Below are 23,415 nucleotides of genomic sequence, written 5' to 3'. Positions count from 1 at the left end.
GAGCCTCTGCCTCCCCGGATGCCGCCTGGACGTCCACGATCGTCTGAAACCAATCCCCCACGATCCCTCCCCATCCATCGCCTTGGACCGCGGGGACCATACGGCCGGCCGCCGACAACGTCCGGCGGCCTTCATGCTGCGCTACGTACTGTCCCGGCCTCAGAACGCGCCCAACGGGACTTGCGGCTCATCTCGCCAGCGACTTCTCGTACTCATTCAGCTGCACTGCCAGGTGAAGGAGGCCGCATCGAATCTACCGGCGGCCAGATCCTCTGGCTTGATCAGCCAGTACAGAGAACCGACATCACCCCACATCATCCCAGCCTCGTCGTCGGTATCGATTTGAGCGAGCAGCGTCCAACGCCGTGCTTCTTTCTCCCAGGCTGTGTCATCCACGGGGGTCCCACCGCCGAGTTGCGTGGCCGCCACGTCGAGTTCGACCGCTCCCTGCACTGGGTAGGCATAGCCGCCGATCCGATGCTGAGGCAACTGTGGCGGCTTGGACAGTGCCATTCGGAACGGGTCGCTGTTGCCATGGCCGTTCATGAATGCGCGGTCGTCATCGGACAGAGCGCGGACCGCCGCCCGCAGGGCGGGGTGCTCCCAGTCCGGACCGGTGGAAATGAGTTCCGCGGTGAGGGGAACGTGGTCGTACGGGTCGATGTCAGCAGGCGCGGCACGTTCGGTGGTCGGCACGCCGGCAGGTATGTGGATGACGCGCGCCCCGGCGAGCGTCTCTGGGTTCCTACCCTCGACGGCCCTCGGCGGGTACTCCGGATCGAAGTAGCCGTCCTCAGGGTCGAAGTAGAAGAACAGCAGCGTGCCGCTGTCCGGGAGCGCGATGTCGAGCCGATCCAGCGGCAGACGCCCGCAGTCGATCAACGCGACGAAGCCCAACGACCCCTCGCCCTCCCACTCCGGCCAGGGCAGGCCATCGGGCAGAGCTGGGAGACCACCCAGCTGACCTACGAGCTTCTGGCCTTCCTGACGGGTTCGGAGCCGAACAGCAGGCCTCATCAAAGCGATCCAACGTTCCGCCACCGCCGGCGGCAGGTGCCGACGCGCCAGCGTCACCAAGCGCCTGTGCTCTTTCAGCATGGCGCCGATGATCTCACGATCGGCCCGCATCAAGCCCTGTAATATCGGCCACCACACAAGACCGCGAAATCCAGGCCACCACCCCGAACTGAACTCACACCGGCAAACGACGACCAGCTTACAAACAACCAGATCCACCGCTGGAGATCACAGTTCTATGGGTCGGTAACTCAGGGCCACATCGACGATCTCCTCGGGTGTGGCATCCTCAAGCTCCTCGGGTGGCCAGTAGATCAGACCACTTCCCCTCGGATCCAGGATGTTCGCCTCGAATAGATCAACGTAGTAGTCCACCTCGGGATCAACGTCTTGGATCCTCCTTACGATCTCAATGAGCTCTTCACGAGCGATATCCGGCACCCGTCCCACTGGACGTGCCGCTTCCAGAGCGAAGTCGCGTGCGCTGCGGCTGGCCGCATAATAACGGAAGTCGTATGGCTCATACGAACTACCGGTAAGTTCATTGAACTCCCGGATCGCGGCTTCAACTTCAGCTGCTGAACCTCTGTCTAGCAGATCGGCTATCGCCTCTATCCTTTGTGTAAGCAGTGTAAGCCTGTCCTCGTCCACCAGTGGTGGCTGCAGTTCCGGACGCAATTCCATGGCATGGATTATCTCAGGGCGACATCGGGCAGCAGCTGACGATGGCCGCGGTGGCTTCCATGGCACGGCCAAGCCGAGAGTCCATGTCCACCCGTGCTGTCGGTTTTGCCGGCGCGCACCCGTCGATCACCAAGGTATGGGCGACAGCGCCTACCGCACCCGCTTCATCGACCACGCCGCGCGCCTGGGCATCGAAACCGTCCACCGCGGTCCGGTCGCAAGAACCTTTGCGCTCGCCGCACAAGGCAGGGCACGTCGAGGGCGGCACCCGCGCGAGTGCCGCTCTCAGCGCTTGGGGCTCGGTTTCGGTCTCTCGGGTCGTTTCGGTCTCTCCTTGGTGGTCTCGTCGCTGAGGTGTGAGGGGCGGCTGAGTATCGGGGGTTCTCCCCACCACGATCTCTACAGGCTGCGCCAGTGTCCCGGCGCGCTCGTGACGCTTCACTTGCGGGATGCCATCAATGACCGGAACCCCACCCGACGAGCACGTCCGCGACCAGGTCATGATCGCCACCGCCGTGATGAAGGCCTATGGTTCCGGCGATGGTGCGGTGACCGCGCTGCGCGGGGTGTCGGCGGCGTTCACCCGGGGCCAGTTCACCGCGATCATGGGACCGTCCGGGTCGGGGAAGTCGACCTTCCTGCATTGCCTGGCCGGTCTGGACACCGTGACCTCCGGCGCCGTCGTCATCGGTGCGGTCGACATCACCGGCCTGTCGCGCACCCGGCTCACCGAGTTGCGCCGCGATCGGATGGGCTTCGTCTTCCAGTCGTTCAACCTGCTGCCGATGCTGACCGCCGAGGAGAACATCCGGCTCACCGGGCGGTTGGCGGGCCGTCGCGCGGACCGGCAATGGTTCGACACGATCGTAGACGTGCTCGGGCTGCGCGAGCGGCTGGACCACCGGCCTGCGGAGATGTCCGGCGGGCAGCAGCAGCGGGTCGCCGTGGCGCGGGCCCTGCTGACCCGGCCGGAGGTGCTGTTCGCCGACGAGCCGACCGGCAACCTCGACTCCCGCTCTGGCGCGGAGGTGCTGGGCTTCTTGCGTGCCGCCGTCGACTCCTACCAGCAGACGGTGATCATGGTGACACACGATCCGGTGGCCGCCGCGTACGCCGACCGGGTGCTGTTCCTGGCCGACGGGACGATCGTCGACGAGCTGGCCGCGCCCACCATCGACGCCGTGCACGCCCGCATGCGCAAGATGGAGGGCTGACGCCGTGGGGAGCGCCATGTGGCTCATCGCGCGCCGTTCGTTCACCGAGGGTTGGCTGCGGCTGACCGCCACGCTGCTGGCGGCGCTGGGATCGATCGCGCTCATCGCGGGCTCGCTGCAGTTCGCGCTGCGCACGCAGGAGGCGGTGTCGGGCAGCGACGCGAGCGAGTACTTCCGCGCGGACGTGCTCGTGCAGGGCGGGACAGTGGATCCCGACGACCCGTACGCGCCGCCCGACGGCCGGATCCGCATGGACAGGATCGCGTCCCGGCCCGGGGTGGCGGCGGCCGCCGGGGACGCCACGGTGGCGGTGACGGCCGCCCGTCCCGACGGACAGGCGATCATGGCGTCGGCCGAGGGCCGCACTCTGCTGCGTCCCTGGGTGTCCCACCCGCGGCTGAACCCCTACCGGCTGGACGCGGGGCGCGCCCCCGCCACGGACGGCGAGGTGGCGGTCGTCCGGCACATGTCGCGCGCAGGGAAGCTGGGCGTCGGCGACACGATGACGCTGACGCTGCCCCGCGAGACGCGCCGGGTGAGGATCGCCGGCGTCGTCAGCGTCCAGGGCCGCAGCGCGGTGGCCGCCGGCAACCTGGTGCTGGCCCCGCCCGAGACCGTACGGCGCGTCGCCATGCTGCCCGCGGGCAGCTGGCAGAGCGTCTGGCTGAAGGCCGCCCCGGGCGTGCCCGCCGATCGGCTGCGTGGCGAGCTGGCCCGGGAACTGGGCGGCGAGGCCACGGTGCGCACCGCGGAGTCCGTACGGCACGCGCAGACCGCCGCCGCGGCGAGCGAAGGCGCCTCGATCGCCGGCGTCATCGGCATGCTCGCCTCCGTGGCGATCTTCGTCGGCCTGTTCGTGGTGGCCAACACGTTCGGCACGCTGGTGCGGCAGCGGACCCGGCGGCTGGCGCTGCTCGGGGCGATCGGCGCCACGCCACGGCAGATCAAACGGCTGATCCGGCTGGAGGCGCTCGCGATGGGCGCGATCGCCTCGGTGGGCGGCGTGGCCGCAGGCTTTCCGCTGTCGGCGCTGATCACCCGGCTGTTCGCGCGGGACGGGTTCGACGTCTCCGCCGCCGACGCCCAGTTCGGCTGGGTCGCGCTGGCCGTACCGGCCGCGGCCGGGATCCTGGTCACCCAGCTGGCCGCCTGGCGGGCGGCGCACCGCGCCGCGGGCATCTCGCCCGTACAGGCGTTGCGCACCACCGTCACCGAAACCCGGGGACGTCGCTGGCCGCGGCTGCTGGCCGTGTCCGCGATCTTCGCCGGTGCGGGCTTCTGGTATGCGGTGGCGGTCGCGGTCCGCGTCGGTGATCCCCCTGGCCCGGACCGTACGTTCGCGGTCTCGCTTATGATCCTTTTCGGTTCGATGCTGGCCGTGACCGGGCTGGCCGTCCTCACCCCGTTCTTCGTCGGGCCGCTGGGCGGGCTGGTGGGCCGCCTCGGGACGCTGGTCAGCGGGGAGACCGGACGGCTGGCGCACGCCACCATCACCCGCAGCCCGCGCCGGGTCTCGTCGGCCGCCTCGTCGCTGATGCTGGGCGTCGCGCTGGTCGCCTCCGTCGCGCTGGTCACGCTGTCGGTGCACGACCGTTTCAGGGAGGCGGGACGGCAGGTCATGGCGGCCGAGCACGCGATCGCCGCGACCGCCAGGACCACCGAGGGCGCGCCCGCGCCGCTGGCCCGGGACGTGGCGGCCCTGGTGGCGGGCGCGCCGGGGGTATCGCGGGCGGCCGCCCTCACGCAGACCGAGGTCAAGCTGGTATCGCCCCCGTCAGACCGTCTCGAACCGGGCGAGAAGCCCGAGCCGTTCCACTTCCTCGTCAGCGGCGCCGACCAGACCGGGCTGCCCGACGTCCTGCGGCTGGGCGGCCGGCCGCCCGTGCTGCGTCCCGGGGAGATCGCGCTGTCGTCGACCGTCATGCAGGAGCGGGAACTCCGGCGCGGCCAGGAGATCGTCGTGCGGGGCGCTCAAGGTCGGGCCACACTCACGGTGGCGGGCTCGTACCACGATCCGTCCCACCTGTTCGCCGAGCAGGCGCTCGTGGCGCCCGCGACGATGGACCGGCTCGACACCAACGCGGCGACCCAGGCAATCCTCGTACGGGGCGGCTCCCCGGAGGCCCTGGCGCGCGCCGTGGCCGGAGTGCCCGGCGTGCGCGTCCTCGACCGTGACGCGTACGTGAACGCGGCGTCGGATTCGCTCACCCGGGCACTGCGGGCGACGTACGGCTTCGTCGGCATGGCGCTGTTGCTGGCGCTGTTCGGGATGGCGACCACGGTGTCGATGAGCGTCGCCGAACGCACCCGGGAGTTCGGGCTGCTGGGCGCCGTGGGCACGACCATGAGGCAGATCCGCTCGATCGTCCGCTGGGAGGCGGCCACCGTGGTCGCCCTCGGCACGATGCTCGGCATCGTGATCGCGATGGGGACGCTGACACTGCTGCACGTGACGACCGGCAGCTCGTTCCTGCGCCCGGATCCGCCGTGGTGGCTGTTCCCGATGGTGGCGGCGGGCGCGGCGGTGGCAACGCTGGCGACCTCAGCGCTGCCCGCGCGCCGGGCCGCGGCCGTCCCCGTCCTCGAAGCCGCCAATGCTGAGTGAGTCACTGCCGGTGCACCGCCCAGGACCGTTCCGGCGAACAGGGCGGGCCGGGAACACACGCAGCACGATACCCGCCGTGATCATGGTGAGTTGACGCGGCACAGTTCACATCAAGCCATGCTCCATTTGCTCGAAGACCAGTGACCACCAGCCCTCAACAAAAGCAGGCGGATCGATTTCCACCACCTCCCGCCTCAGGAGAGCGAGAGCTCGGTCGGCATCTTCTTCGCTACTCGTAATCACCTTCGCCTGATGATATCCCACTCGATGGATTAACTTAACAAAGTGCCCCAGTGATGAATTTACGAAGTAATCGTCCTCCAATTCCTCGGAATCTGCCGTGTAGACACCACCATCTGCCGCGTAGACACCTCCGCCCTTTTGCGCGATTCCAATATTGTTCCCCAGGCCCCAGCCTATCTTGTACAGCATCCCGTGATTCTTGGAGGCCATGACGGGCTCTGTCTCGCTCTGCAGAGTCGCCTCAAAGAAAGGTGGGACGAATCGTGGCAGCCCATTCTGCAGCAGCACATCCCGCTCGACGGCAGAAATATCCCACCGGTCCACCACATCAGTGTCGCCATAAACCAGACCAGTGCGTTCAAGCCATTCGTTGTCCACCATCACTCCTTCCCGGACCGCACCATCTACGACCGCCACCGACGGGCAGTTGCTCGCCCGCCGGCACCTCGTAGTCAACAGGCTGATGCAATTCACGATCTGGGCGTGTGGCGGCGCGAGCGTCATGTGGGCCGAAAGCGCGGAACGCAAGTGCGTACACACCGAGAGCCAGCGTCGCGAAAGCGATGGCGCCGATCACCCCGCCGACCAACCGGGCATGAAAATCGGTTCGATCGACGCTGAGAGGCAACCAGGCAACCGCGCCGTAACAGCCGCCGCCGATCACGCCACTGGAATACTGCGCCACCTTGAACCCGGGAAGCCCGAATACCAGCGGCTCGGCCAGCAGGGGAAAACCAGCGCACCCCAGAAGCTCCGGGATGGGTAAAGGCATCCCGGGCGAGCGAGCGCACCATGGGCGACAGCCAGATCACGCCCGGGTCGGCCGCATGCGACAACGAGTCTTCGCAGTTCTGATGCGGTCGTGCCGGGCCGACCGCGCACTGGATCGCCGCCGCTCCCAAACGTGCTTCACGAAGGGGCTCCTGCGGTGGCGACGACGGTGCCCTTAGTATGCTCCGCATGCCTATCGGGTGGGATGTTCTGGTCAAAACTGATTGGTCGCGACTGTCTCATGCTTACGGCCCAGCGATCGACACTCCCGGTCATCTGCGCCGGCTCGTCGGTGATGACGAGGATGGGTGGTCCGAAGCGATCGGTCATCTGTTCGGATCCGTCACCCACCAGAGCAGCATCTATCCGGCGACGGCTCCGGTCGCGCTGGTGGTCGCCGGACTGTTGCCGGATCCGCGGCTGGCCCGTCTCGTCCCGAGCAAATGGCGCGAGCCGGAACCGATCCGAGCGCACTTGCTCGGGTTTCTCAGCGCGGTGGCCGAAGGCACCGAGCCGGACCGGACAGAGGACCAGCTGTGGGACGCGTACTGCGGCCCCCGGGACGCCGATCCCGATGACCCCTGGTCCTCATCGTCGGACCCGGAATCCGGCCGAATGGATTTTCAGGCCATCCTTGACTGCCGGACCATCGCCCCTGCCCTTCTGCAACCGGTCCTGGGATGCCTGCGTGACGATGATGTAGTGGTCCGTGTGGCCGCCGCCGATACTGCGGCAGCGCTCATTCAAGTTCCAACACTGACATCTAGGCGGGCCGAGATAATCGAAAAGCTCGAATGGATTGTCAGGGTCGCCGATGATTATTACGAACGGGCCAAGGTATTGCTTGAACTAGGTCGGCTCGGCGCCGTCGACAGGGTATTTCTCGCCGATCCTCATCCAGGGATTCGGCTTTGTGCGGCGACCGCGTCAAATATGATCGACGATCGCAATGCCACGCGTGAGATCATGGATGCGCTAATCGATCCCGATGCCGTACCTGATTGGTACCCCGACTTCAACCTACTGCTTTTCAACGACCCGTGGAATCTTCTCGTTGACCACGCCATCAGAAGGACGGAGGATTTCGACGAACTACTGCCGGTAGCCCTCTCGCTGGTGGCCAGGGCGACCCGGGAGTCGGGGGACTCCGACTGGGGACCACTGTTGGAGGCGGCCTTTCCCGAGCCGTTCTCCGAGACCGGATCGCTTACCGATGCACAGCGCGCATACCTGCACGCCCTGATCGCCAATGAGGACATCTGGCGTCCGGTACCACCGCCCAAGACGCCGCTGGAGAACCCTTGGGAGACAGGAAAGAGACCGGACTACCTGTTCGCGCGTGTTGGTCTGCCCTACGACCGGGACTTCCTACGCGCCATCGCCGGGCCACCAGGACCATGGTGAGACGCTGGTAGGTGATCGTTCGAGTGTGACGGCCCGCCCGGTACGAAGTGTCATCGCGGGTATCCTTCCAACTCGGTGACCGGAGACCCTATTACGAGCGCTGTCGTTCGGCGCCTGGCTTGTCATCGTGATGTGCCACGATCCTCTACGATCACCCATCGCCTGGAGGCCGCCCGTGGACATCACGTTCTCCTACACCCCCACCGCCGAGGACCGGAGGTTGGAGCTCAAATCGACTCCTATCACCAAGCTTCGTTTCTGGTGGCTTGTCGGGGCGCCTCTCACCTTGCTGGGGATCGGAGTGCTGGCGAAGCTCGCGGCGTCTCCATCGACCGGCCTCATCACCGGTTGCTCGGCGCTCGCGGGTGCGGTCGGCGTCTGGATCATGGTGATGCCGTATCGAAGCGTGGAAGAGGGCGTGCGCGACGAGCTCCAAAACCGGCCCATGGACGAACGCGAGATCACGCTATCTGACGCCGGCATCCGAGTGGCGATGCCGGGGATGTCGTCGCAGGTCGCCTGGTCGAAAGTATGCTCGGCGACCGAGGCGCCGATGCATTGGTGCATTGCCTTCGACGCCTACCGAACGATTTACCTGCCGAAACGGTCTGTGACCGAAGACGAAGCCGCACAGGTGTCACGCCTGCTCAAGGAAGCGGTCCGGCGATAGGGACTCGTGGCCGGCTCCGCAGCGGCAGCGCCACCAGCGCAACCGTGGCGAGCGCTGCCTGCACTTCGGGATTCTCCAGGTAGCGCTGCTCCTCCCGCAGCGAACGGGCCCGAAGACCCACCCGCAGCCAGGCCCTGCCTGCCGATCTCCAGGAGCTGCGACTTCCACTTGCCGATCGAGCTGGGATGCCGCGCATCGGTCAGTCGCCGTACATTCCGGCGTACGAGTCCGGCTCCCCTGTCCACGGGTCCAGTCCTGCCTTCAGCCGACGCTCCTCCTCACTCGAGGTCAGGAAGGTCGCCGACTCCTTCCCCCACAGGGACAGGTCGCTGAGGGGGCGCTCGTCGAAGTCCGCTCGCAGTATGCGCACGAGGAACTCCACCATCCCGCAGTCGTAACGGCTCCACAGGGCCTTACCCCTGTTGTACACCAGGACGGGCCACCTGCCGGGGTCGTCATCCGAGGCGTCCCAGCACAGGAGGTCCGCGCTCTCATCGCCCCCCCATGCGATCAGCTCAGGCGCCACGTCGGCCAACTCGGGCGACCTGCGCGCATCCGTCCAGAGATACTCGGCGGTCGCCGTCTCGTTGAACATGACGCCGGTCTCCTGCTCCGGCGACTCCCCCTTGGGGCCGGGCTTCACAACGACCAGAAAGTTCTCGATCGTCCCGGCCCCGTACATCTCGATGAACTGCCGGTAGTCGTCGGGAAACTCCTTGCCCCACGACTCGCTGAGCCTGGCCCAGTCAACCGACGTGCCGCTCTCGCATGTGGGTGGCATGAGCCGCCGCAGCGTCTCCAGGGCGTCCACCTCAGTCGCCTCCTCCGCACATTGCCCACATCATGGCATCGAGCCTTCCGGAACCTCTGACAAGGCGCTTCACATCGAGGTCGCTGCCGACAGTCTGGACGTGTTGGGGTTGGACGACCACGAGATTGAGGCATTTCTCGATGTTGATGATGACGCCATCGATCAGCTTCGTGATGGGCCGCGGCGCGTTGTGGCCTTAGCCGCCCCGATGCCCGGCCGTCGGCAGTCGCGTTCTGATCTCGCCCGGTCCCACTGGAGGGCGGGACGCGTAGTCGACCGTCATCGACGTGGTCGGCGAATAGATCGCGACGGCTTTGAAAGCATGGATCGCACCCGCACACGGGCAGGTCGACGCGGGCGGAGCCAGTGCGGCCGGCCGTAGCTGCGCCGGCCAACTGCGACGCCGCTTTGGTTAACTTAGATGCAGTGATCACCCAGCGATATCCCTTTTGGCGTGACCGTCGGCGTCAGCTCGCGATACATCAGCGCACGGTTCGACAGCGAACCATTGTCAAGGCTGAACAGAGTCGCCAGCTCATCGCGTTTGCTGTGGCAACGCCGCACCAATAGCCTTCCCACCATCGGAGGCAAGAGCTAACCGCCGGCACTCTCCTTCAGCCGATGCCAGCTCTCCTTCTGCGCCGGGTCAAGCTCAAGGGGCGGGAAGCCGATAAGGTACTTATGGGCCAGAGAAAGGATATCTTCCAGCGGCACATCCGGCAGGCGATCGAAGTCATCGACGGAAACATCGAGAGTGAAGCTGCATTTTGACTTATCGTCGAGTACGGCCATGACCAGACATCGATAAACACCCCTTCCCTCCGTGCCGAAAACCGTCAGCATCAAGGTGTTTATGTGAGTTCGCTGCTCCTGGAGCCATTCAGGACGACCGTTAGCGCTCCATTTTGGATTCGTGGAGACTGCGACTGTAAGCCGCTCCAATTCCTGCACCGAGAGGAACTTGATATCACCGCGGGAACGAAATCCGTAGACCTCGATCTTGGGCCACTTAAAGCGGCGGCGAGATCTTCTTATGATGCTCATTATTCCCCTACACGGTGAATGAATATTTTGGTATCCCACTGAATCTTATTGTTCGGGTCCGCTGCACGCGAGCGGCTGCTCAGGGATGCCGTAGGTGACGAGGGCCCCGAGACCGAGCTCGCCGGACTGCTCGCCGCGGCAACGGTGCCCGCCCGTCCCGACGAGGTCGCCGGCCTGCACTCCGCGCTGAGCGCCTTCCGCCGGGCACACCGCACACAACCGGCGGCACGCCGCCGTGCGGTCCCGGCGCGGATCCTGAGCACGAAGGCCGCGGTGGCACTCGTGGTCGCCCTGCTCGGGGGCGTCGCCTTCGCCGCCGCTACTGGAACACCATCCGTACACTCGCCGAGCGAGCGGCCGACCACCGTACACATCCCGGCCGGGACGAGCCCGCGGTCGCTCGTGCCACCGACCGGTACGGCTCGTACGTCACCGGCCTCCACCACGGCACCGTCCCCCACCGACTCGCGCAAGGCACCGAACGGATGGTGCAGCCCCCGCGAGCGAAAGAACGGGCCCGGCCCGGTGAGCTCCGCCCCGCCCGGCCGGAAGACCCCCGGCCATTGCACGACCGGCCGGCCGCCTCGCAGCAAGGCCACGCCCTCCTCCCAGCGGCCCATCCATGACCAGCGGTCGCCGATGGCCAACAGGCACGGACACCAAACCGGCTCGCGATCGCATGCGTCTCGGTCCGCCGCGCACACTCCCGGCCGGGTCACGCCGGGCCGCCATGAGGGCCCCGACCGGTCAGACCGGGGACGAGTGCGGCCGTGACTCCTGTTGCCACACGGAGAACACGCCCTGTCTTCCCAGATGGTCGGAGGGTTACGAAGACGCGTCATCGCCGACCCCGCCCGCCTATTGCCCTGATCGCCCCACCTCACGAGACGCGCGAGGCGATCTGGAAGCGACAGTACGGGCGGGGACCGGGATCGTCAGGGGGCGTCCACGACCACGACGCCGCCGCTGCGGGCATCACGGGCCGCGCTCGGGACGCTCGCGTAGCGGGACTCCACCGTGGCCCGCTCCGACGCGTTGGGAGTGGCGTTCGCGCACGAGACGCCGCCGGTCGAGCCGGACATCAGCGACGAGCAGGGGCCGGGCTTGCGGTCCGGCAGGCCCAGGCTGTGACCGAGTTCGTGCGCGGCGATGCGGGTGGTGTTGTACCCCTCGTTCACCGCCTGCCGGCCGAACCACACGGTGACCCGCCCGCCGGGGCGGACCGGGCCGAGTGTGGCCCGCGGCCAGCCGTCGTCGGCGATGACGCGGATCTCGGCGGGCGCTCCGGAGGCGGCCTTGACCAGGCGGACGTTCTGGACGCTGGAGTTCCAGGACTGGGCACCGGCGGCCACGGCGCTCTTGAACTCGGCGGCCTGGCTGTCGTCGTAGTAGAGGGTGGTGATGGCGAGCGGGGCGAGATCCGGCGCCGGGGCGGGTGAGGCGTTCGCCGTCGGGAGCACGGTGACCGAGAGCGCGATCGCGCCGGCACCGATCAGGGCGCGCGTGACTGTGCGATGCAGCATGGCGGGGGGCCTTCCTCTGTTGAGAGCAAGCGTTTGCCGCATGACCTGGATGAGGTCGGCCTGAGCATATTTTGTGGTGCGACTTCCTAAGAACTGGCGTTATGTACTGAAAAGTCGTCAGTCATCTAGCAGATTTTCCGCGTTACCGGACCCGCCCACATACGCCACCACGCGCGATCCCACCGGACCGATCAAGCACCCAGCACCAGAGCCACGACAACCCTCGATCAACGCCAGCCACCCGAGCACCGAGACCCGCAACATACGCATCCCGCCCCCGAAACGGACCCATCGACGCACAAATGCATGATCACGGCAGAGAGAACCCCGGCGTGATCATGCAATTGTTCGCGAGCTCCAACGCCCTCCTGACTCAGAGAGCCGTGCCGCACCGGCATCATGCGACTAGAACTCTCTGACGTGATCATGCAGTTGTTCGCGAGCATCTCCGCCCAGCGCCGGACCCCGGCGAACAATTGCATGATCACGGTGGAGGGGACTCGTGGTTCCGGCGCGGGCGAACGCTTTTAGTTCGTGTGGAAGCGGAAGACGGTCGTCGAGGTGAACTCCTCGCCGGGACGAAGCACGGTGGAGGGGAAGTGCGGCTGGTTCGGCGAGTCCGGGAAGTGCTGGGTCTCCAGGCACAGGCCGGCGCCCTTGCCGTAGGCGCGCCCGCTCGGACCGGTGACGCCGCCGTCCAGGACATTGCCCGAGTAGAACTGCACGCCCGGCTCGGTGGTCAGCACCTCCATGACCCGCCCTGACGTCGGCTCCTCGACCAGGGCGGCCGGCTCCAGCACGCCGGGTGCGCTCTTGTCGAGCACGTAGTTGTGGTCGTACCCGTGCCCGATGAGCAGCTGCGGATGCGGGTCGCGGATCCGCTTCCCGATCGAGCACGCGCGGGTGAAGTCGAACGGGGTGCCCTCGACTGGCGCGAGCTCTCCGGTCGGGATCTGTCCGGCGTCGACCGGGGCGTAACGCCCGGCGTTGATCGTCACCTGGTGGTCGTACACCTCTCCGGACCCCTCACCGGCGAGGTTGAAGTAGGAGTGGTTGGTGAGGTTGAGCACGGTCGGCCGGTCGGTGGTGGCCCGGTAATCGATGCGCAGGGCGTCGTCGTCGGTCACGGTGTAGGTCACCGACACCTGGAGCGCGCCCGGATAGCCCTCCTCGCCGTCGGCGCTCAGATGGCCGAGGCTCAGCCGGCGTTCATCGGCGGAGAGCACCTCCCACACTCGCTTGTCGAACCCTCGCTCACCGCCGTGCAGGCTGTTGCCCCCGTTGTTGCGGGCCAGCCGGTACTCCGTGCCGTCGAGCCGGAACCGGCCCCCCGCGATGCGGTTGCCGTACCGCCCGACCACCGCACCGAAGTACCGGCTCTTGGTCAAGTAATCGCCGAGCGAGGCACAGCCGAGAACGACGTTGCCCCACCGCCCCTCGCGGTCCGGCACCTCGAGCCTCTCCACCACGCAGCCGTACGTCAGCACCCGTGCCCGCAGACCGCGCCCGTTCGCCAGCGTGTAGCGCGCCACCGGAGTTCCGTCCGGCGTCGTCCCGAGCCGTTCGGCGACGCCTCCCGCCGCTACGCCCTCGGTGCCCTCGGTCAAGATGCCTCCCTGGTGAGCCTCGAGCCCGGCGGAGGGGCCGGGATCGGCCACGCGGCGGACGATGAGCGTGGTCTCGAGGTCTGCGCCGCCCCGGAGGGCTCGGTGGAGCCGACGAGCTGCAACAGCATATCGACGGCGGTACGCCCGGCCGCGACGGTGGGCATGGCGATCGTGGTGAGCTTCGGCCGGCCCATCCGCGCGGGCATGATGTCGTCGATCCCGACGACGCTGATGGCGTCGGGCACCTCGACGCCGAGCTCGGCCAGGCCCTCGATGAGGCCGATCGCCACCAGGTCGTTGTAGGCGAGCACCGCCGTGGCGCCGGCGCTCAGCACCTCGGGCGCGGCGACCTGGCCGCCGTGCTCGGTGGGCGAGTTCGGCCCGAGCACGACGAGCTCGGCGCCCTGCGACCGGGCGGCGTGGGCGGCGGCGTCGCTGATCTCGTGGCTGGTCCACGACCCCTCCGGGCCGACGAGCAGGGCGAGCCGCCGACGATGGCGAACCCGAGCGCAGCTTCGGAAACCTGCTGGGCGTCTCGACGCGGCGGGTGGAAGGTTCGTACACCACCCCCGTGGACGCAACCGCATGGCCGGCGACGCGGCTGTGGCCCACCGATAGGGTCGCGCGCATGTCGCACAGCTTCTACGACTTGGCTTTCGGCGTCGATCCTGGGGGAGCGAGGAAGGACACCCACTACGTCCGAGGCAGCCTCGAAGAGCTGAAGCACGATCTGGCCGCGGAGCTCGCGGAGGAGATCAACCTGTACCTGCTCTGCTGGTACGGCGCCCGCCTGACTCTGGACGTCTACCAGAAGGGGAAGCAGACCGACTCGATCGACCTGCATCCGTTCCTCACAATTTCGATAGCGGGCTACCCGGACATCACGTTCACCGGCCCCGAGGAGCCGGTGGGGTACGACTTCGAGGCGGACGAGGAGGCAGAGGACGAGACGGAGACCCTGTCCTTCCGCATGTTCGCCGGGGAGCTCGGGGACGCGGTCAACGTCACCGTCCACTGGGACCGCATCGAGGTGCCGCCCCTGCGCGGGGAGGTCGCGCGCGAGGGAGACGTGGTCGCGCTGCACCCGCTCCTCGGGCACTTTGAGCACACCGCCACGTACGGCTACCAGGACTTCGAACTCTGACCTCCTGCTGAGGCACCGAGCCTGGAGCCGGCGCGGAATGTTATGCACCATGACGCTCTTCTATGTGGTCCAGCACGGGGAGAAGGAGTCGCGGCCTGGTGACCCCGGGTTGACTGATCTCGGCCGCCAGCAGGCCGGCCGCACTGCCTTGTGGCTTCGTCAGGTAGGGCTGAACGCGGTGTTCAGCAGCCCGATGCGGCGGGCCCGTGAGACCGCCGACTTCATCGCCTCGGCAGCCGGGGTGCCTTGGAGCCGCTTTGGAGGGCATTCCGAGGTCGATCGGTGCGGTATTGCGCCGAGACCGTCCGCGATCCAGCCGCGTTCCCGGCGCACGTCCACGGGATGCCCGCCGGGCGGTGGCATCCCGGGGGCCTCGTCCAGCCGCCCACGGAGACCGGCGTCGGCGGACGGCCACCGGGGACGCCGCCGCCCGGCCAGTTCGACGAGGCCGGCCAGCGTTTGTTCAGCTTCGTCAGTAGTGTCCATAATCGAATCTCATTACCTGGAGGTTGATCTCATGAGCGAACCGGTCTGGAGCGTCGACGCGCGCACGGGAGAGCGCCGCGATGCCGTCGCGGTCGCCGTCGAGGCGACCTCGGCCGAGGTCGCGGACGCCTGTCGTGCGGCGGACGCGGCCCGCGCCGCACTCGACGCGGCGGGGATCCGGGGCCGTGCCGCCCTGCTGCGGGAGTGCGCGAGCGGTCTCGAGGACGCCGCCGACGAGCTGGTCGAGGTCGCGGACGCCGAGTCGGCGCTCGGCGAGCCCCGGCTGCGCGGTGAACTCGCCCGCACCGCCTTCCAGTTCCGGCTCTTCGCCGAGGCCCTCGAGGAGGGCTCCTGGCTCGGCGTCACGATCGACCACGCCGACGCGTCGGCGAAGCCCGTGCCGCGCCCGGACCTGCGTCGCATGCTCGTTCCCCTCGGCGTGGTCGCGGTGTTCGGCGCGAGCAACTTCCCGCTGGCGTTCAGCGTGCCAGGCGGCGACACCGCGAGCGCCCTCGCCGCCGGATGCCCCGTCATCGTCAAGGCCCACCCCGCCCACCCGGACCTGTCCGAGCGGTGCGCCCGGATCCTGCGCGCGTCGGCCGAGAAGGCCGGGCTGCCGGCCGACGTCGTCCAGATCGTGCACGGTCAGGAGGCCGGTGCCACGCTGGTGCGCGACCCCCGGGTCAAGGCGGTCGGTTTCACCGGTTCCGTACGCGGCGGACGGGCGCTGTTCGACATCGCACGCTCCCGCCCCGAGCCGATCCCCTTCTACGGTGAGCTCGGCAGCCTCAACCCGGTCGTCGTGACACCCGCGGCGGCGGCCGAGCGCGCCGAGGAGATCGCGGTCGGCCTGGCCGGCTCGTTCACCCTCGGCGTCGGGCAGTTCTGCACCAAGCCGGGCCTGGTGTTCGTGCCCGCCGGCGAGACCGGCGACCGGCTGGTCGACCGGATGGCCCGGAGCGTCACCGAGGTCGCCCCCGGCGCGATGCTCACCGACGGCATCCGCGCGGCGTTCCGCTCCGGCCTGGCCGAGCGCGAGGCACTGCCCGGCGTACGGGTCGTCGCCTCGGGCGCCGGCGGCGAGGACCGGTACGTGAGCGCCCGGCTGCTCGCCGCGCCGAGCACGGTGCTCTCCGACGCGGACGCCGCCGAGCTGCTCCTGGACGAGTGCTTCGGCCCGGTGACCGTGGTGGTCTCGTACGCCGACGAGGCCGAGTTGCTGTCCGCGCTCGACCGGGTGCCGGGCAGTCTCACCGGCACCGTGCACACGGGCGCGGGCGCCGACGACGTGGCGGCCGGCGCGGGTGCCCGGCTCGGCGAGCGGGTCGGGCGCGTGGTGTGGAACGGCCATCCCACCGGTGTGGCCGTCACCTGGGCGCAGCAGCACGGCGGGCCCTACCCCTCCTCAACGGACGCCGCGACCACGTCGGTGGGCACGGCCGCGATGCAGCGCTTCCTGCGGCCGATCACCCATCAGGACACGCCGCCCACGCTGCTGCCCGACGCGCTGCGCGACGACAACCCGCTGGGGCTCCCGCGCCGCGTCGACGGCCGCCTGGAGGCCTGACCCGGGTCTGACCTCGTACGGGCGGGCGCCGCGTCGACGGCCGTCCGGGGGTCTGAGGGCCGCCCTCAGACCCCCACCACAGGCGCGGCGGCCAGGTGTTCGGCGACGAACCAGGCCTGGAGCTCGTTGGTCCTGAGCACCTCGCCCATCAGCAGGCCCGCGGTGCCGTCGTCGCGGTCCGCCGCGCTGCGCTCGATCGCCTCGCGGACCGCGCCGATGACGATCTCGTGCGCCTCCAAGAGGCGGCACAGCATCGCCGGGACGTCCTCGGCCCCGTCGGGCGGCCTCGGCACCATGGTCATCTCGGCCACCTGGCGAGGATCGGCGACGGCCACCCCGCCGAGCCGGTGGACCCGCTCGCCCACCAGGTCGATCACCTTGAGCTGCTCCTCGGCGTGCTTGTCCAGCAGCAGGTGCAGTTGGTGCGAGAGCGGCCCGCGGACCAGCCGGTGGTGCTTCTTGTACAGGTTGTAGAGGATCGTCGAGTCGGCCAGGATCCGGTTGAGGAGCCCGTCCGTCAGGAATGGATCTGTACGCCAGGTGCCGGTCATCGCGTCCCCAAGCCTCTCCGTCACGACAATCGTCGGGCACGGCCGACAAACGGACTCAAAAAACGGCGTCCAGAGGCCGGATGGAGATTGTCCGCGTCGGGAAACCCGCCCGGACGAAAGCCGGCGGGCGGCCCGGCGCGGGAGCGCTCGATCAGGATGAGCCGGGCAGGGAACCGGAAGACCCGAGCGGACACTAAGCGGTCATGACCCTCGAACCCCTCACGGACGCCGTGCTGTGGACTCGTGCGCGTGACGGCGATGAGCACTCCTTCGGAGAGCTCTTCGACCGGCATTCGCGCACCGTCTACAACTACTGCTTCCGGCGTACGGCGGACTGGGCGGCTGCCGAAGACCTGACCTCCCTGGTCTTCCTGGAGACCTGGCGCAGGCGCGCGCAGGTGCACCTGCGCTCGGATTCCCTGCTGCCCTGGCTCTACGGCGTCGCCACGAACGTCCTGCACAACCACCGCAGAAGCCTGCGTCGGCACCGCGCCGCGCTCGACCGGCTCAGCGCCCTGCCGGAGGCCCCGAACGACGCGGCGGCGGCCTCCGCCCGCCTCGAAGCGCAACAGCTGATGCGCCAGGTGCTCGACACGATCAAAAACCTGTCCAGACGCGACCAGGAGGTGCTCGTGCTGTGCGTCTGGGAGGGGCTCGGCTATGCCGAGGCCGCCGAGGCACTGGGAATCCCCATCGGCACGGTCCGATCTCGCCTGGCCAGAGCGAGAGCGAGGCTGCGTCAGGACACGGAACCGGGCCTGGCGAACGGACATAAGAGGGGAGATCGCCCCACGACGCTCTTCACGGAGGAAACCTCATGAACGACCAGACTCCCCCGCCACGGCAGGACATGCCCGCCGGGCACCACGCCGCCCGGCGCACGCACCTCATGAGCGAGATGACCACCCGGCACCGCCGCCGTTCCGGCCGCCGGGTGCTGATCGGCGGCCTGACCACGGCGGCGCTCGCCGGCGGAGTCGCCGCCGCCCTGGTCATCGCCCCGACCGCCGAGGTCGACCACGAGCCGACGGTGGCGCTCGCCGGCGCGCCCCAGATCCTCGACCGGGCCGCCGCCACGGCGGCCGGCCAACCGGACATCAAGCCCCGTCCGGACCAGTTCGTCTACGTCGAGGCGAAGAGCCGGCAGGCTCCCCTCCGCGTCGTAGCCGGACAGCCCGTCCAGCCGGGCCAGGTCACCCACCGGAGGGTCTGGCTGTCGGTCAACGGAGAGCGGGCCGGCCTGCTGCACAACGACGGCGAGGACCCGACCTGGCTCTGCGACACGGCGCCGAACGCGAAGGGACGGGAGCCGAAGAAGCTCCCCGAGGTCGACCTCACCCGGCCTCCGCGCGAGTGCCACGCCTTTCCGGCCTACCGGCCCGGTCTGCCGACCGATCCCCGCACGATGCGCTCATGGCTCTACCGCGAGAGCCGGGGCGGAAACCCCCCGGACGTGCAGGCCTTCATCACCGTGGGCGACACCCTCCGGGAGTCGTACGTGGCACCCGCGGCGAAGGCCGCCATGTTCAAGGCCGCGGCGACGATCCCGGGAGTCACGGTGACCGGCGACACCGTGGACCTCGCCGGACGCAAGGGCATCGCGGTCGGGCAGACCTGGAACCGAATCCGGCATGAACTGATCTTCGAAGCGAAGACGTACCGACTGCTCGGCGAACGCCAGGTGGTGGACCACGACGACACGTTCAAGCCCTCCGGTGGCAAGTCCGCCCCGCCGAAGTCCGGCAGGGCACCGGATGCGATCGGATCGGCCAAGGAGGGCACCGTGCTCTACACCAGGGCGACCCTCACGCTGACGATCACCGACAAGGTCGGGCAGAGACCCACGAAGTAGTACCGGACGGAGAGCGGCCCGGCAGGCCTGACCCGCGTCAGGCCTGCCCCCGCTCGTCCCCGTGCAGCCAGGCGTCGATCTCCGCGAGCGCCCGGTCGACCAGGTCGCGCGGCGCGCCGCTGTGCCGCAGCGAGGTGCCCGCGACCGCGGCGAGCTGCTCGTCGATCAGGCCGAGCTCGCTGCGCGCGGTCTCGTACTCCGCGAGCAGGTCGGTGTCGAACAGCAACGGATCGTCGGCGTTGACGCTGCAGGACACGCCGGCGGCGAGCAGGACGGGCAGCGGATGCCGGTCGATGGACGGCACGACCCCCAGCATCACATTGCTGGTGAGGCACACGTCGAGCGGCGTGCCCGTCTCGGCCAGCCGGTCGACCAGCGCCGGTTCGCGCACCGCGCCCACACCGTGCATGATCCGGTCGGCGCCGAGGACGTCCAGCGCCTCCCGGACCGACTCCGGACCGGCCAGCTCACCGGCGTGGGGCACCACGCGCAACCCGGCGGCGCGCGCCACCGCGAACGCCTCCGCGAACCACGCACCGGGCGCCGCCGTCTCGTCACCGTCGAGGCCGAACCCGACGACGCCGTCGGCCGCGCGGGAGGCCGCGAGCCGGGCCACGGCCAGCGCGTCCGCCGGACCCCGGTCCCGGTTGGCCGCCACGATCAGGCCGAACCCGACACCGTGGTGCCGCACCGCCTCGCGGCCGGCCGCGAGCACGATGTCGACGGCCTCGGCGTCCGAGCCGAGCCGTCCGCCGAACAGGCCCGGCCACATCGACGGCTCCACCCACACCGCACCGGCGCGACCGGCGTCCTCGACCACCTCGTCGACGAGGCGTTCGGCGTCCGCCGCCGTGCGCAGGCAACGGGCCGCCGTGGTGATCGTCTCCATGAACGCGGCGAACGACCCGTACCCGCGGGGCAGAACGGCGGTGATCCCGGCCGCCTCGGCCAGGTCGGCCAGCGTCTCGCGGCGCATCGCGCCGTCCAGATGCAGGTGCACATGCGCCTTGGGCAGCGCCTTGAGATCACGTACCTCGCGCATCCGCACATCGTGGCAGCATTTCGCGGTCCCCGGCCAGCGCATCGGGCCGGGCGGCGATCCCCGGGCCACGGCCGGTGCCGGCGATCCCCGGGCTACGGCCGGTGTCCCCGCTCCGCGGAGATGCGGGCGAGCTCGACGCGCGAGCCGATGCCGAGCTTGCGGAACACCTGGCGGAGATGGAACGACACCGTGTGGGGCGACAGGAACATGCGGGACGCGACCTGACGGTTGGTCATGCCCTGGGCGACCTGCAAGGCGATGTTGCGCTCGGTGTCGGTCAGGCTGTCCCACCCGGACACCGGTCGCGGGCCGGAGGTCCAGTGGCGGCGCCGCACACCGAGCCGCCGCAGCCGGGCGCGCACCCGGGCCGCATCCCGCAGCGCGCCGATCCGCTCGTAGCCGTCGGCGGCCTGCTCGAGACGGCCGACGGCGGCTACGCGGTCGGTCTCCTCCGCACCGGCGCTCTGCAGGACCGCGAGATCCTCGGCGGCGGACGCCCTGCTCCACGGGTCACGGGAGAGCTCGGCGGCCTCGGCGAGGGCCGCGGCGTCCTGGTCCAGGATGCCGCGGGCGTGGGACGCGGCGACGGCGAGCGCGGGGTAGGCGCGGTTGTCGGACGCGACCCGCATGGCCGTGTCGACGATGCCCCGGGCCGCCGCGTCCTGCCCGGCGGCCAATGCCGTACGGGTCATCCACGCCGCCGCGTTGAGCTCCAGCATGAGCATCCAGCGGCGGTCTCGCTCGTCGCCGTAGCAGCGGTGCAGGATCTCGACCGCGCGCTCGGGTCCGCTCTGGGCCTCGGCGACCAGCGCCACGGCCCAGGTGCCCCATAACGAGCCGAACATCGCTCCGTGCGCGGCGTGCAGCTCGGAAAGGAAGCGCTCGATGTGCCGCGCGGCAGTGTCGATGTCGCCGCGCCGTAACCCGACGATCGCCAGTACGGCCAGCCCGATCAGGGTGAACTTGTGCGCCTTCAGCCGGTCCGCGGTGCTCAGCCCGGCCTCGGCCTCGGCGGCGGCGTCGGCGAGACGGCCGGAGTCCAGCCACAGGCAGGCCCGGAAGAACGACGGGCTGGCGGCGTGCGCGGTGTGCCCGAGGGCCCCGATATCGGCGGCGGCGGCCTGGATGACGGCATCGGCCTCCTCGAGCTCTCCGACACCGATGAGCGAACGGGCCAGGTAGAGGCGTGGATGAGAGCGGCGGGCCTCGATGGATCCGCTGCTCGCGATCCGTACCGCCTCGTGGAGGTCATGGAACGCGTCGGCGGCCCGTGCCTCTTCCCAGGCGGCGTGCGCGCGGAGCATCAGCGCACCGACCAGCGCGGTGTCCGCCTGCCCGGCGGGTTCGGCGACGATGGCCTCCGCCCGCCTCCTGCCCCGGCCGAAGTCGTGCAGTGCCATCAGTCCCCGGAACACCGCCAGCTCGGCGGCCCCCCGCAGCTCCTCGGAGAGCCCGCCCTGCGCGAGCAGGGACTCGGCCTCGGCCACCGCCTCGGCCGACCGGCCGCTCAGGAGCAGGGTGGACGCCAGCTCGTACTGGAGGCGGGCCGCCCACGGCTGGGGCGGCGCCTGGCGCAGCGCGTCCTTGGCGGCTTCCATCGCCTCGGTCAGGCGTCCCGAGGCAGTGAGGGCGTCCACCGCCGTGGCCGACCGGGCGAACCGCTCGGGATCGGCCGGTTCGGTCAGCGCGAGTGCCTGGATCGCAAGGTCCGCGGCGGTCTGCGGCGACGAGGGCAGCACTTCGCGAGCCGCCCGGTCGAGCGCGTCGAGGGCCCGCGCCTCACCGCGCTCGGCGCAGCGCATGAAGTGGGCCGCCGCCGAGACGACGTTGCCGCGCTCCAGCAGCATCTCTCCCGCCTGCCGGTGCAACGCCGCGCGTACCGGCGCGGAGAGCGCGTCGGTCACGGCCTGCCACAGCAGATTGTGGCGGAAGGCCAGCCGGTCGGCCACGGGTACGATCACACCCGCCGCCATCGCCTCGTCCAGCCGCGGCGGCAGGCGGCTCACCGGTTCGGCCAGCAGATCCGCCAGGTCGTTCACCGCGAAGGACGAGCCGAGGATCCCGGCCACCCGGAGCAGATGACCGGTCTCCGGGGACAGCTCGTCCAGGCTGCTCCGCGTGATCTGCCGGATCCGCTGGACCGAGGTGAGCCGCGCATGACCCGGGGCCACCTCGACCACGCCCTCCTCTCGGCACGTCCGCAGCAGCTCGATGAGCAGGAACGGGACGCCCCTGGCGCCGGCCGCCAGGGCCAGGACGTCCGGACCGGCCGGCGCGCCGAGCCGGTCGCTGATGACCTGGGCCACCGCGCGGTCGTCCAGGGGCTTCAGCGCCAGCCGGACCGCGCCCTCCTGTTCCAGCAGCTTGAAGAGCGCGTCCATGCCGGGGTCGCCCTTCCCGGTCGTACGCGCCAGTAACCACACGAGCGGGTAGGACGCCAGTTCCGGTACCAGTGATCGCAGCGCCAGCCGCGTGGTGGGGTCCGCCCACTGAAGATCGTCGAGAGTGATGAGCAGCGGTCCGTGCCGGCCGCGTTCCTCCACGTGCTCACGCAGCCGATCGACGAGGGCCAGCCGAAGGTCGACCGTCTCGGCACCGCCGTCCCCGTCGCGACGAGCCTGCGCGAAGCTCTGCTCACCGAGCGCCTCGGTCAGCGGAACGAGCGGCGTCAGCTGCCCTAATTCGTCGGCACAGCCCTGCGCGACCCCGATGCCGAGCTGGGCGGCGGTCTTGGCCGCCTCACCGAGCAACTGGCTCTTGCCGATGCCCGGCCGGCCCTCCACGAGGAGGGCACCACCGCGGCCGGTACGCTCCGCCGCCGACAGCATGCCCACGGCGATCTCCCATTCCCGCTCCCGGCCGCGCCAGCCTGGCCAGGACCGCCGGGGAATGGCGGCCGTCCCCGTACCCCGAGGCTCATGAGGCGCCCGGTCCACCATGCCTTCATCCCACACCCCCGCACACTGTGACGCAATGGCCCTATGGCCCTTGACCTGCGCGGACTTGGCACAACAGCTACACGAATGAGGGATATGGGGCGGTGGCCCCCCGGGCGAGGATGTGCGGTAGCCGTCGCCAGTTGACGGATGCTCTCTGGTCACCGATCAAGGAAGGCCTTTCTCCAGCATGTCCAGTCTCGCCGTCGCACCGAACCGCCCACAGGTTCGACTACGGAACCAC

22 protein-coding genes and 1 pseudogene are annotated in these 23,415 nt (G+C 69.3%); 10 read left to right on the top strand and 13 right to left on the bottom strand.

Going from position 1 to position 23,415, the window contains the following annotated elements:
* Nucleotides 1–216 precede the first annotated feature (216 nt).
* Together HKK74_RS29940 and HKK74_RS39330 are read right to left on the bottom strand one after the other, a co-directional pair.
* A complete protein-coding gene (locus tag HKK74_RS29940; protein ID WP_222722906.1) occupies nt 217–1,128 on the bottom strand; it encodes a YwqG family protein in 912 nt (303 codons plus the stop codon).
* Between the two features lie 117 nt (nt 1,129–1,245).
* Nucleotides 1,246–1,701 (bottom strand): bacteriocin immunity protein, encoded by a 456-nt coding sequence (locus tag HKK74_RS39330; protein WP_222722905.1) that lies wholly within the window; start codon nt 1,699–1,701, stop codon nt 1,246–1,248.
* A gap of 449 nt (nt 1,702–2,150) precedes the next feature.
* Between HKK74_RS39330 and HKK74_RS29930 the strand changes: the two genes are divergently transcribed.
* Nucleotides 2,151–2,915, top strand: a complete 765-nt coding sequence (locus HKK74_RS29930) for an ABC transporter ATP-binding protein (protein WP_222722904.1) — start codon at nt 2,151–2,153, stop codon at nt 2,913–2,915.
* Nucleotides 2,916–2,919: 4 nt separating this feature from the next.
* A complete protein-coding gene (locus HKK74_RS29925) occupies nt 2,920–5,520 on the top strand; it encodes an FtsX-like permease family protein (protein ID WP_187246732.1) in 2,601 nt (866 codons plus the stop codon).
* A gap of 105 nt (nt 5,521–5,625) precedes the next feature.
* Here HKK74_RS29925 and HKK74_RS29920 read toward each other — a convergent pair whose 3' ends face one another.
* Together HKK74_RS29920 and HKK74_RS29915 are read right to left on the bottom strand one after the other, a co-directional pair.
* Complete coding sequence (locus HKK74_RS29920; protein WP_222722903.1) at nt 5,626–6,141, bottom strand: SUKH-4 family immunity protein; 516 nt, start codon at nt 6,139–6,141, stop codon at nt 5,626–5,628.
* Nucleotides 6,122–6,535, bottom strand: a complete 414-nt coding sequence (locus HKK74_RS29915) for a hypothetical protein (RefSeq protein ID WP_187246730.1) — start codon at nt 6,533–6,535, stop codon at nt 6,122–6,124. Before HKK74_RS29915 ends, HKK74_RS29920 begins: the two co-directional genes overlap by 20 nt.
* A 188-nt stretch (nt 6,536–6,723) precedes the next feature.
* On the opposite strand from HKK74_RS29915, the gene HKK74_RS29910 reads away from it, so the two are divergent.
* Complete coding sequence (locus HKK74_RS29910; RefSeq protein ID WP_187246729.1) at nt 6,724–7,938, top strand: hypothetical protein; 1,215 nt, start codon at nt 6,724–6,726, stop codon at nt 7,936–7,938.
* A gap of 175 nt (nt 7,939–8,113) precedes the next feature.
* Entirely contained in the window at nt 8,114–8,608 is a 495-nt protein-coding gene (locus HKK74_RS29905; RefSeq protein ID WP_187246728.1) for a YcxB family protein, read from the top strand.
* A gap of 199 nt (nt 8,609–8,807) precedes the next feature.
* On the opposite strand, the gene HKK74_RS29900 is transcribed toward HKK74_RS29905, so the two are convergent.
* Nucleotides 8,808–9,419: an SMI1/KNR4 family protein gene (locus HKK74_RS29900; RefSeq protein ID WP_187246727.1), complete on the bottom strand. Its 612-nt coding sequence runs from the start codon at nt 9,417–9,419 to the stop codon at nt 8,808–8,810.
* Between the two features lie 594 nt (nt 9,420–10,013).
* On the bottom strand, nt 10,014–10,463 hold the full coding sequence (locus HKK74_RS29895; protein ID WP_187246726.1) for a hypothetical protein: 450 nt from the start codon (nt 10,461–10,463) through the stop codon (nt 10,014–10,016).
* 48 nt (nt 10,464–10,511) lie between these two features.
* Here HKK74_RS29895 and HKK74_RS29890 point away from each other — a divergent pair, with 48 nt between their 5' ends.
* Entirely contained in the window at nt 10,512–11,237 is a 726-nt protein-coding gene (locus HKK74_RS29890; RefSeq protein ID WP_187246725.1) for a hypothetical protein, read from the top strand.
* A 161-nt stretch (nt 11,238–11,398) separates the two neighbouring features.
* Here HKK74_RS29890 and HKK74_RS29885 read toward each other — a convergent pair whose 3' ends face one another.
* The 3 genes from HKK74_RS29885 to HKK74_RS29875 all read right to left on the bottom strand — a co-directional run bounded on the left by HKK74_RS29885 (nt 11,399) and on the right by HKK74_RS29875 (nt 14,180).
* Nucleotides 11,399–11,986 carry a snapalysin family zinc-dependent metalloprotease gene (locus HKK74_RS29885; protein WP_187246724.1) on the bottom strand — a complete coding sequence of 196 codons (588 nt, stop codon included), beginning with the start codon at nt 11,984–11,986 and terminating at the stop codon, nt 11,399–11,401.
* A gap of 527 nt (nt 11,987–12,513) precedes the next feature.
* Entirely contained in the window at nt 12,514–13,593 is a 1,080-nt protein-coding gene (locus HKK74_RS29880; protein WP_222722902.1) for an aldose epimerase family protein, read from the bottom strand.
* Nucleotides 13,590–14,180: a substrate-binding domain-containing protein gene (locus HKK74_RS29875; protein ID WP_187246723.1), complete on the bottom strand. Its 591-nt coding sequence runs from the start codon at nt 14,178–14,180 to the stop codon at nt 13,590–13,592. Before HKK74_RS29875 ends, HKK74_RS29880 begins: the two co-directional genes overlap by 4 nt.
* Before the next feature lie 41 nt (nt 14,181–14,221).
* On the opposite strand from HKK74_RS29875, the gene HKK74_RS29870 reads away from it, so the two are divergent.
* The gene (locus tag HKK74_RS29870) at nt 14,222–14,737 is read left to right on the top strand and encodes a hypothetical protein (protein ID WP_187246722.1); all 516 of its coding nucleotides are present in this window, start codon (nt 14,222–14,224) and stop codon (nt 14,735–14,737) included.
* Between the two features lie 37 nt (nt 14,738–14,774).
* A pseudogene (locus HKK74_RS42015) lies at nt 14,775–14,933 on the top strand (histidine phosphatase family protein); the annotation flags it as partial.
* Here HKK74_RS42015 and HKK74_RS40400 read toward each other — a convergent pair.
* Nucleotides 14,897–15,223, bottom strand: a complete 327-nt coding sequence (locus HKK74_RS40400; RefSeq protein ID WP_246492129.1) for a hypothetical protein — start codon at nt 15,221–15,223, stop codon at nt 14,897–14,899. The pseudogene HKK74_RS42015 and the gene HKK74_RS40400 sit on opposite strands and share 37 nt — an antisense overlap.
* Before the next feature lie 31 nt (nt 15,224–15,254).
* Between HKK74_RS40400 and HKK74_RS29865 the strand changes: the two genes are divergently transcribed.
* Entirely contained in the window at nt 15,255–16,790 is a 1,536-nt protein-coding gene (locus HKK74_RS29865) for an aldehyde dehydrogenase (NADP(+)) (protein WP_246492128.1), read from the top strand.
* Nucleotides 16,791–16,855: 65 nt separating this feature from the next.
* Here the strand turns inward: HKK74_RS29865 and HKK74_RS29860 are convergent, their stop codons facing one another.
* A complete protein-coding gene (locus HKK74_RS29860) occupies nt 16,856–17,365 on the bottom strand; it encodes a Dps family protein (protein WP_312881914.1) in 510 nt (169 codons plus the stop codon).
* A 179-nt stretch (nt 17,366–17,544) separates the two neighbouring features.
* On the opposite strand from HKK74_RS29860, the gene HKK74_RS29855 reads away from it, so the two are divergent.
* Entirely contained in the window at nt 17,545–18,162 is a 618-nt protein-coding gene (locus HKK74_RS29855; protein ID WP_187246720.1) for an RNA polymerase sigma factor, read from the top strand.
* Nucleotides 18,159–19,193 carry a CU044_5270 family protein gene (locus tag HKK74_RS29850; protein ID WP_187246719.1) on the top strand — a complete coding sequence of 345 codons (1,035 nt, stop codon included), beginning with the start codon at nt 18,159–18,161 and terminating at the stop codon, nt 19,191–19,193. Before HKK74_RS29855 ends, HKK74_RS29850 begins: the two co-directional genes overlap by 4 nt.
* 37 nt (nt 19,194–19,230) lie before the next feature.
* Here the strand turns inward: HKK74_RS29850 and add are convergent, their stop codons facing one another.
* Together add and HKK74_RS29840 are read right to left on the bottom strand one after the other, a co-directional pair.
* Complete coding sequence (gene add, locus HKK74_RS29845) at nt 19,231–20,235, bottom strand: adenosine deaminase (RefSeq protein WP_187246718.1); 1,005 nt, start codon at nt 20,233–20,235, stop codon at nt 19,231–19,233.
* A gap of 92 nt (nt 20,236–20,327) precedes the next feature.
* Entirely contained in the window at nt 20,328–23,174 is a 2,847-nt protein-coding gene (locus HKK74_RS29840) for a helix-turn-helix transcriptional regulator (RefSeq protein ID WP_187246717.1), read from the bottom strand.
* Nucleotides 23,175–23,415: the final 241 nt, after the last annotated feature.

It is taken from the genome of Actinomadura alba (assembly GCF_014323705.1).
GTDB lineage: Bacteria > Actinomycetota > Actinomycetes > Streptosporangiales > Streptosporangiaceae > Actinomadura_C > Actinomadura_C alba.
Note: the sequence above shows the minus strand (reverse complement) of the source record. Positions and strands in the feature narration are given on the sequence as shown.

Coding starts and splice junctions, on each gene's coding strand:
- HKK74_RS29865 (WP_246492128.1), top strand. CDS start 15,255: ATGAGCGAACCGGTCTGGAGCGTCGACGCGCGCACGGGAGAGCGCCGC.
- HKK74_RS39330 (WP_222722905.1), bottom strand. CDS start 1,701: ATGGAATTGCGTCCGGAACTGCAGCCACCACTGGTGGACGAGGACAGG.
- HKK74_RS29850 (WP_187246719.1), top strand. CDS start 18,159: ATGAACGACCAGACTCCCCCGCCACGGCAGGACATGCCCGCCGGGCAC.
- HKK74_RS29870 (WP_187246722.1), top strand. CDS start 14,222: ATGTCGCACAGCTTCTACGACTTGGCTTTCGGCGTCGATCCTGGGGGA.
- HKK74_RS29840 (WP_187246717.1), bottom strand. CDS start 23,174: ATGGTGGACCGGGCGCCTCATGAGCCTCGGGGTACGGGGACGGCCGCC.
- HKK74_RS29915 (WP_187246730.1), bottom strand. CDS start 6,535: ATGCCTTTACCCATCCCGGAGCTTCTGGGGTGCGCTGGTTTTCCCCTG.
- HKK74_RS29930 (WP_222722904.1), top strand. CDS start 2,151: ATGCCATCAATGACCGGAACCCCACCCGACGAGCACGTCCGCGACCAG.
- HKK74_RS29940 (WP_222722906.1), bottom strand. CDS start 1,128: ATGCGGGCCGATCGTGAGATCATCGGCGCCATGCTGAAAGAGCACAGG.
- HKK74_RS29910 (WP_187246729.1), top strand. CDS start 6,724: ATGCCTATCGGGTGGGATGTTCTGGTCAAAACTGATTGGTCGCGACTG.
- add (WP_187246718.1), bottom strand. CDS start 20,235: ATGCGCGAGGTACGTGATCTCAAGGCGCTGCCCAAGGCGCATGTGCAC.
- HKK74_RS40400 (WP_246492129.1), bottom strand. CDS start 15,223: ATGGACACTACTGACGAAGCTGAACAAACGCTGGCCGGCCTCGTCGAA.
- HKK74_RS29885 (WP_187246724.1), bottom strand. CDS start 11,986: ATGCTGCATCGCACAGTCACGCGCGCCCTGATCGGTGCCGGCGCGATC.
- HKK74_RS29895 (WP_187246726.1), bottom strand. CDS start 10,463: ATGAGCATCATAAGAAGATCTCGCCGCCGCTTTAAGTGGCCCAAGATC.
- HKK74_RS29875 (WP_187246723.1), bottom strand. CDS start 14,180: ATGCGGTTGCGTCCACGGGGGTGGTGTACGAACCTTCCACCCGCCGCG.
- HKK74_RS29855 (WP_187246720.1), top strand. CDS start 17,545: ATGACCCTCGAACCCCTCACGGACGCCGTGCTGTGGACTCGTGCGCGT.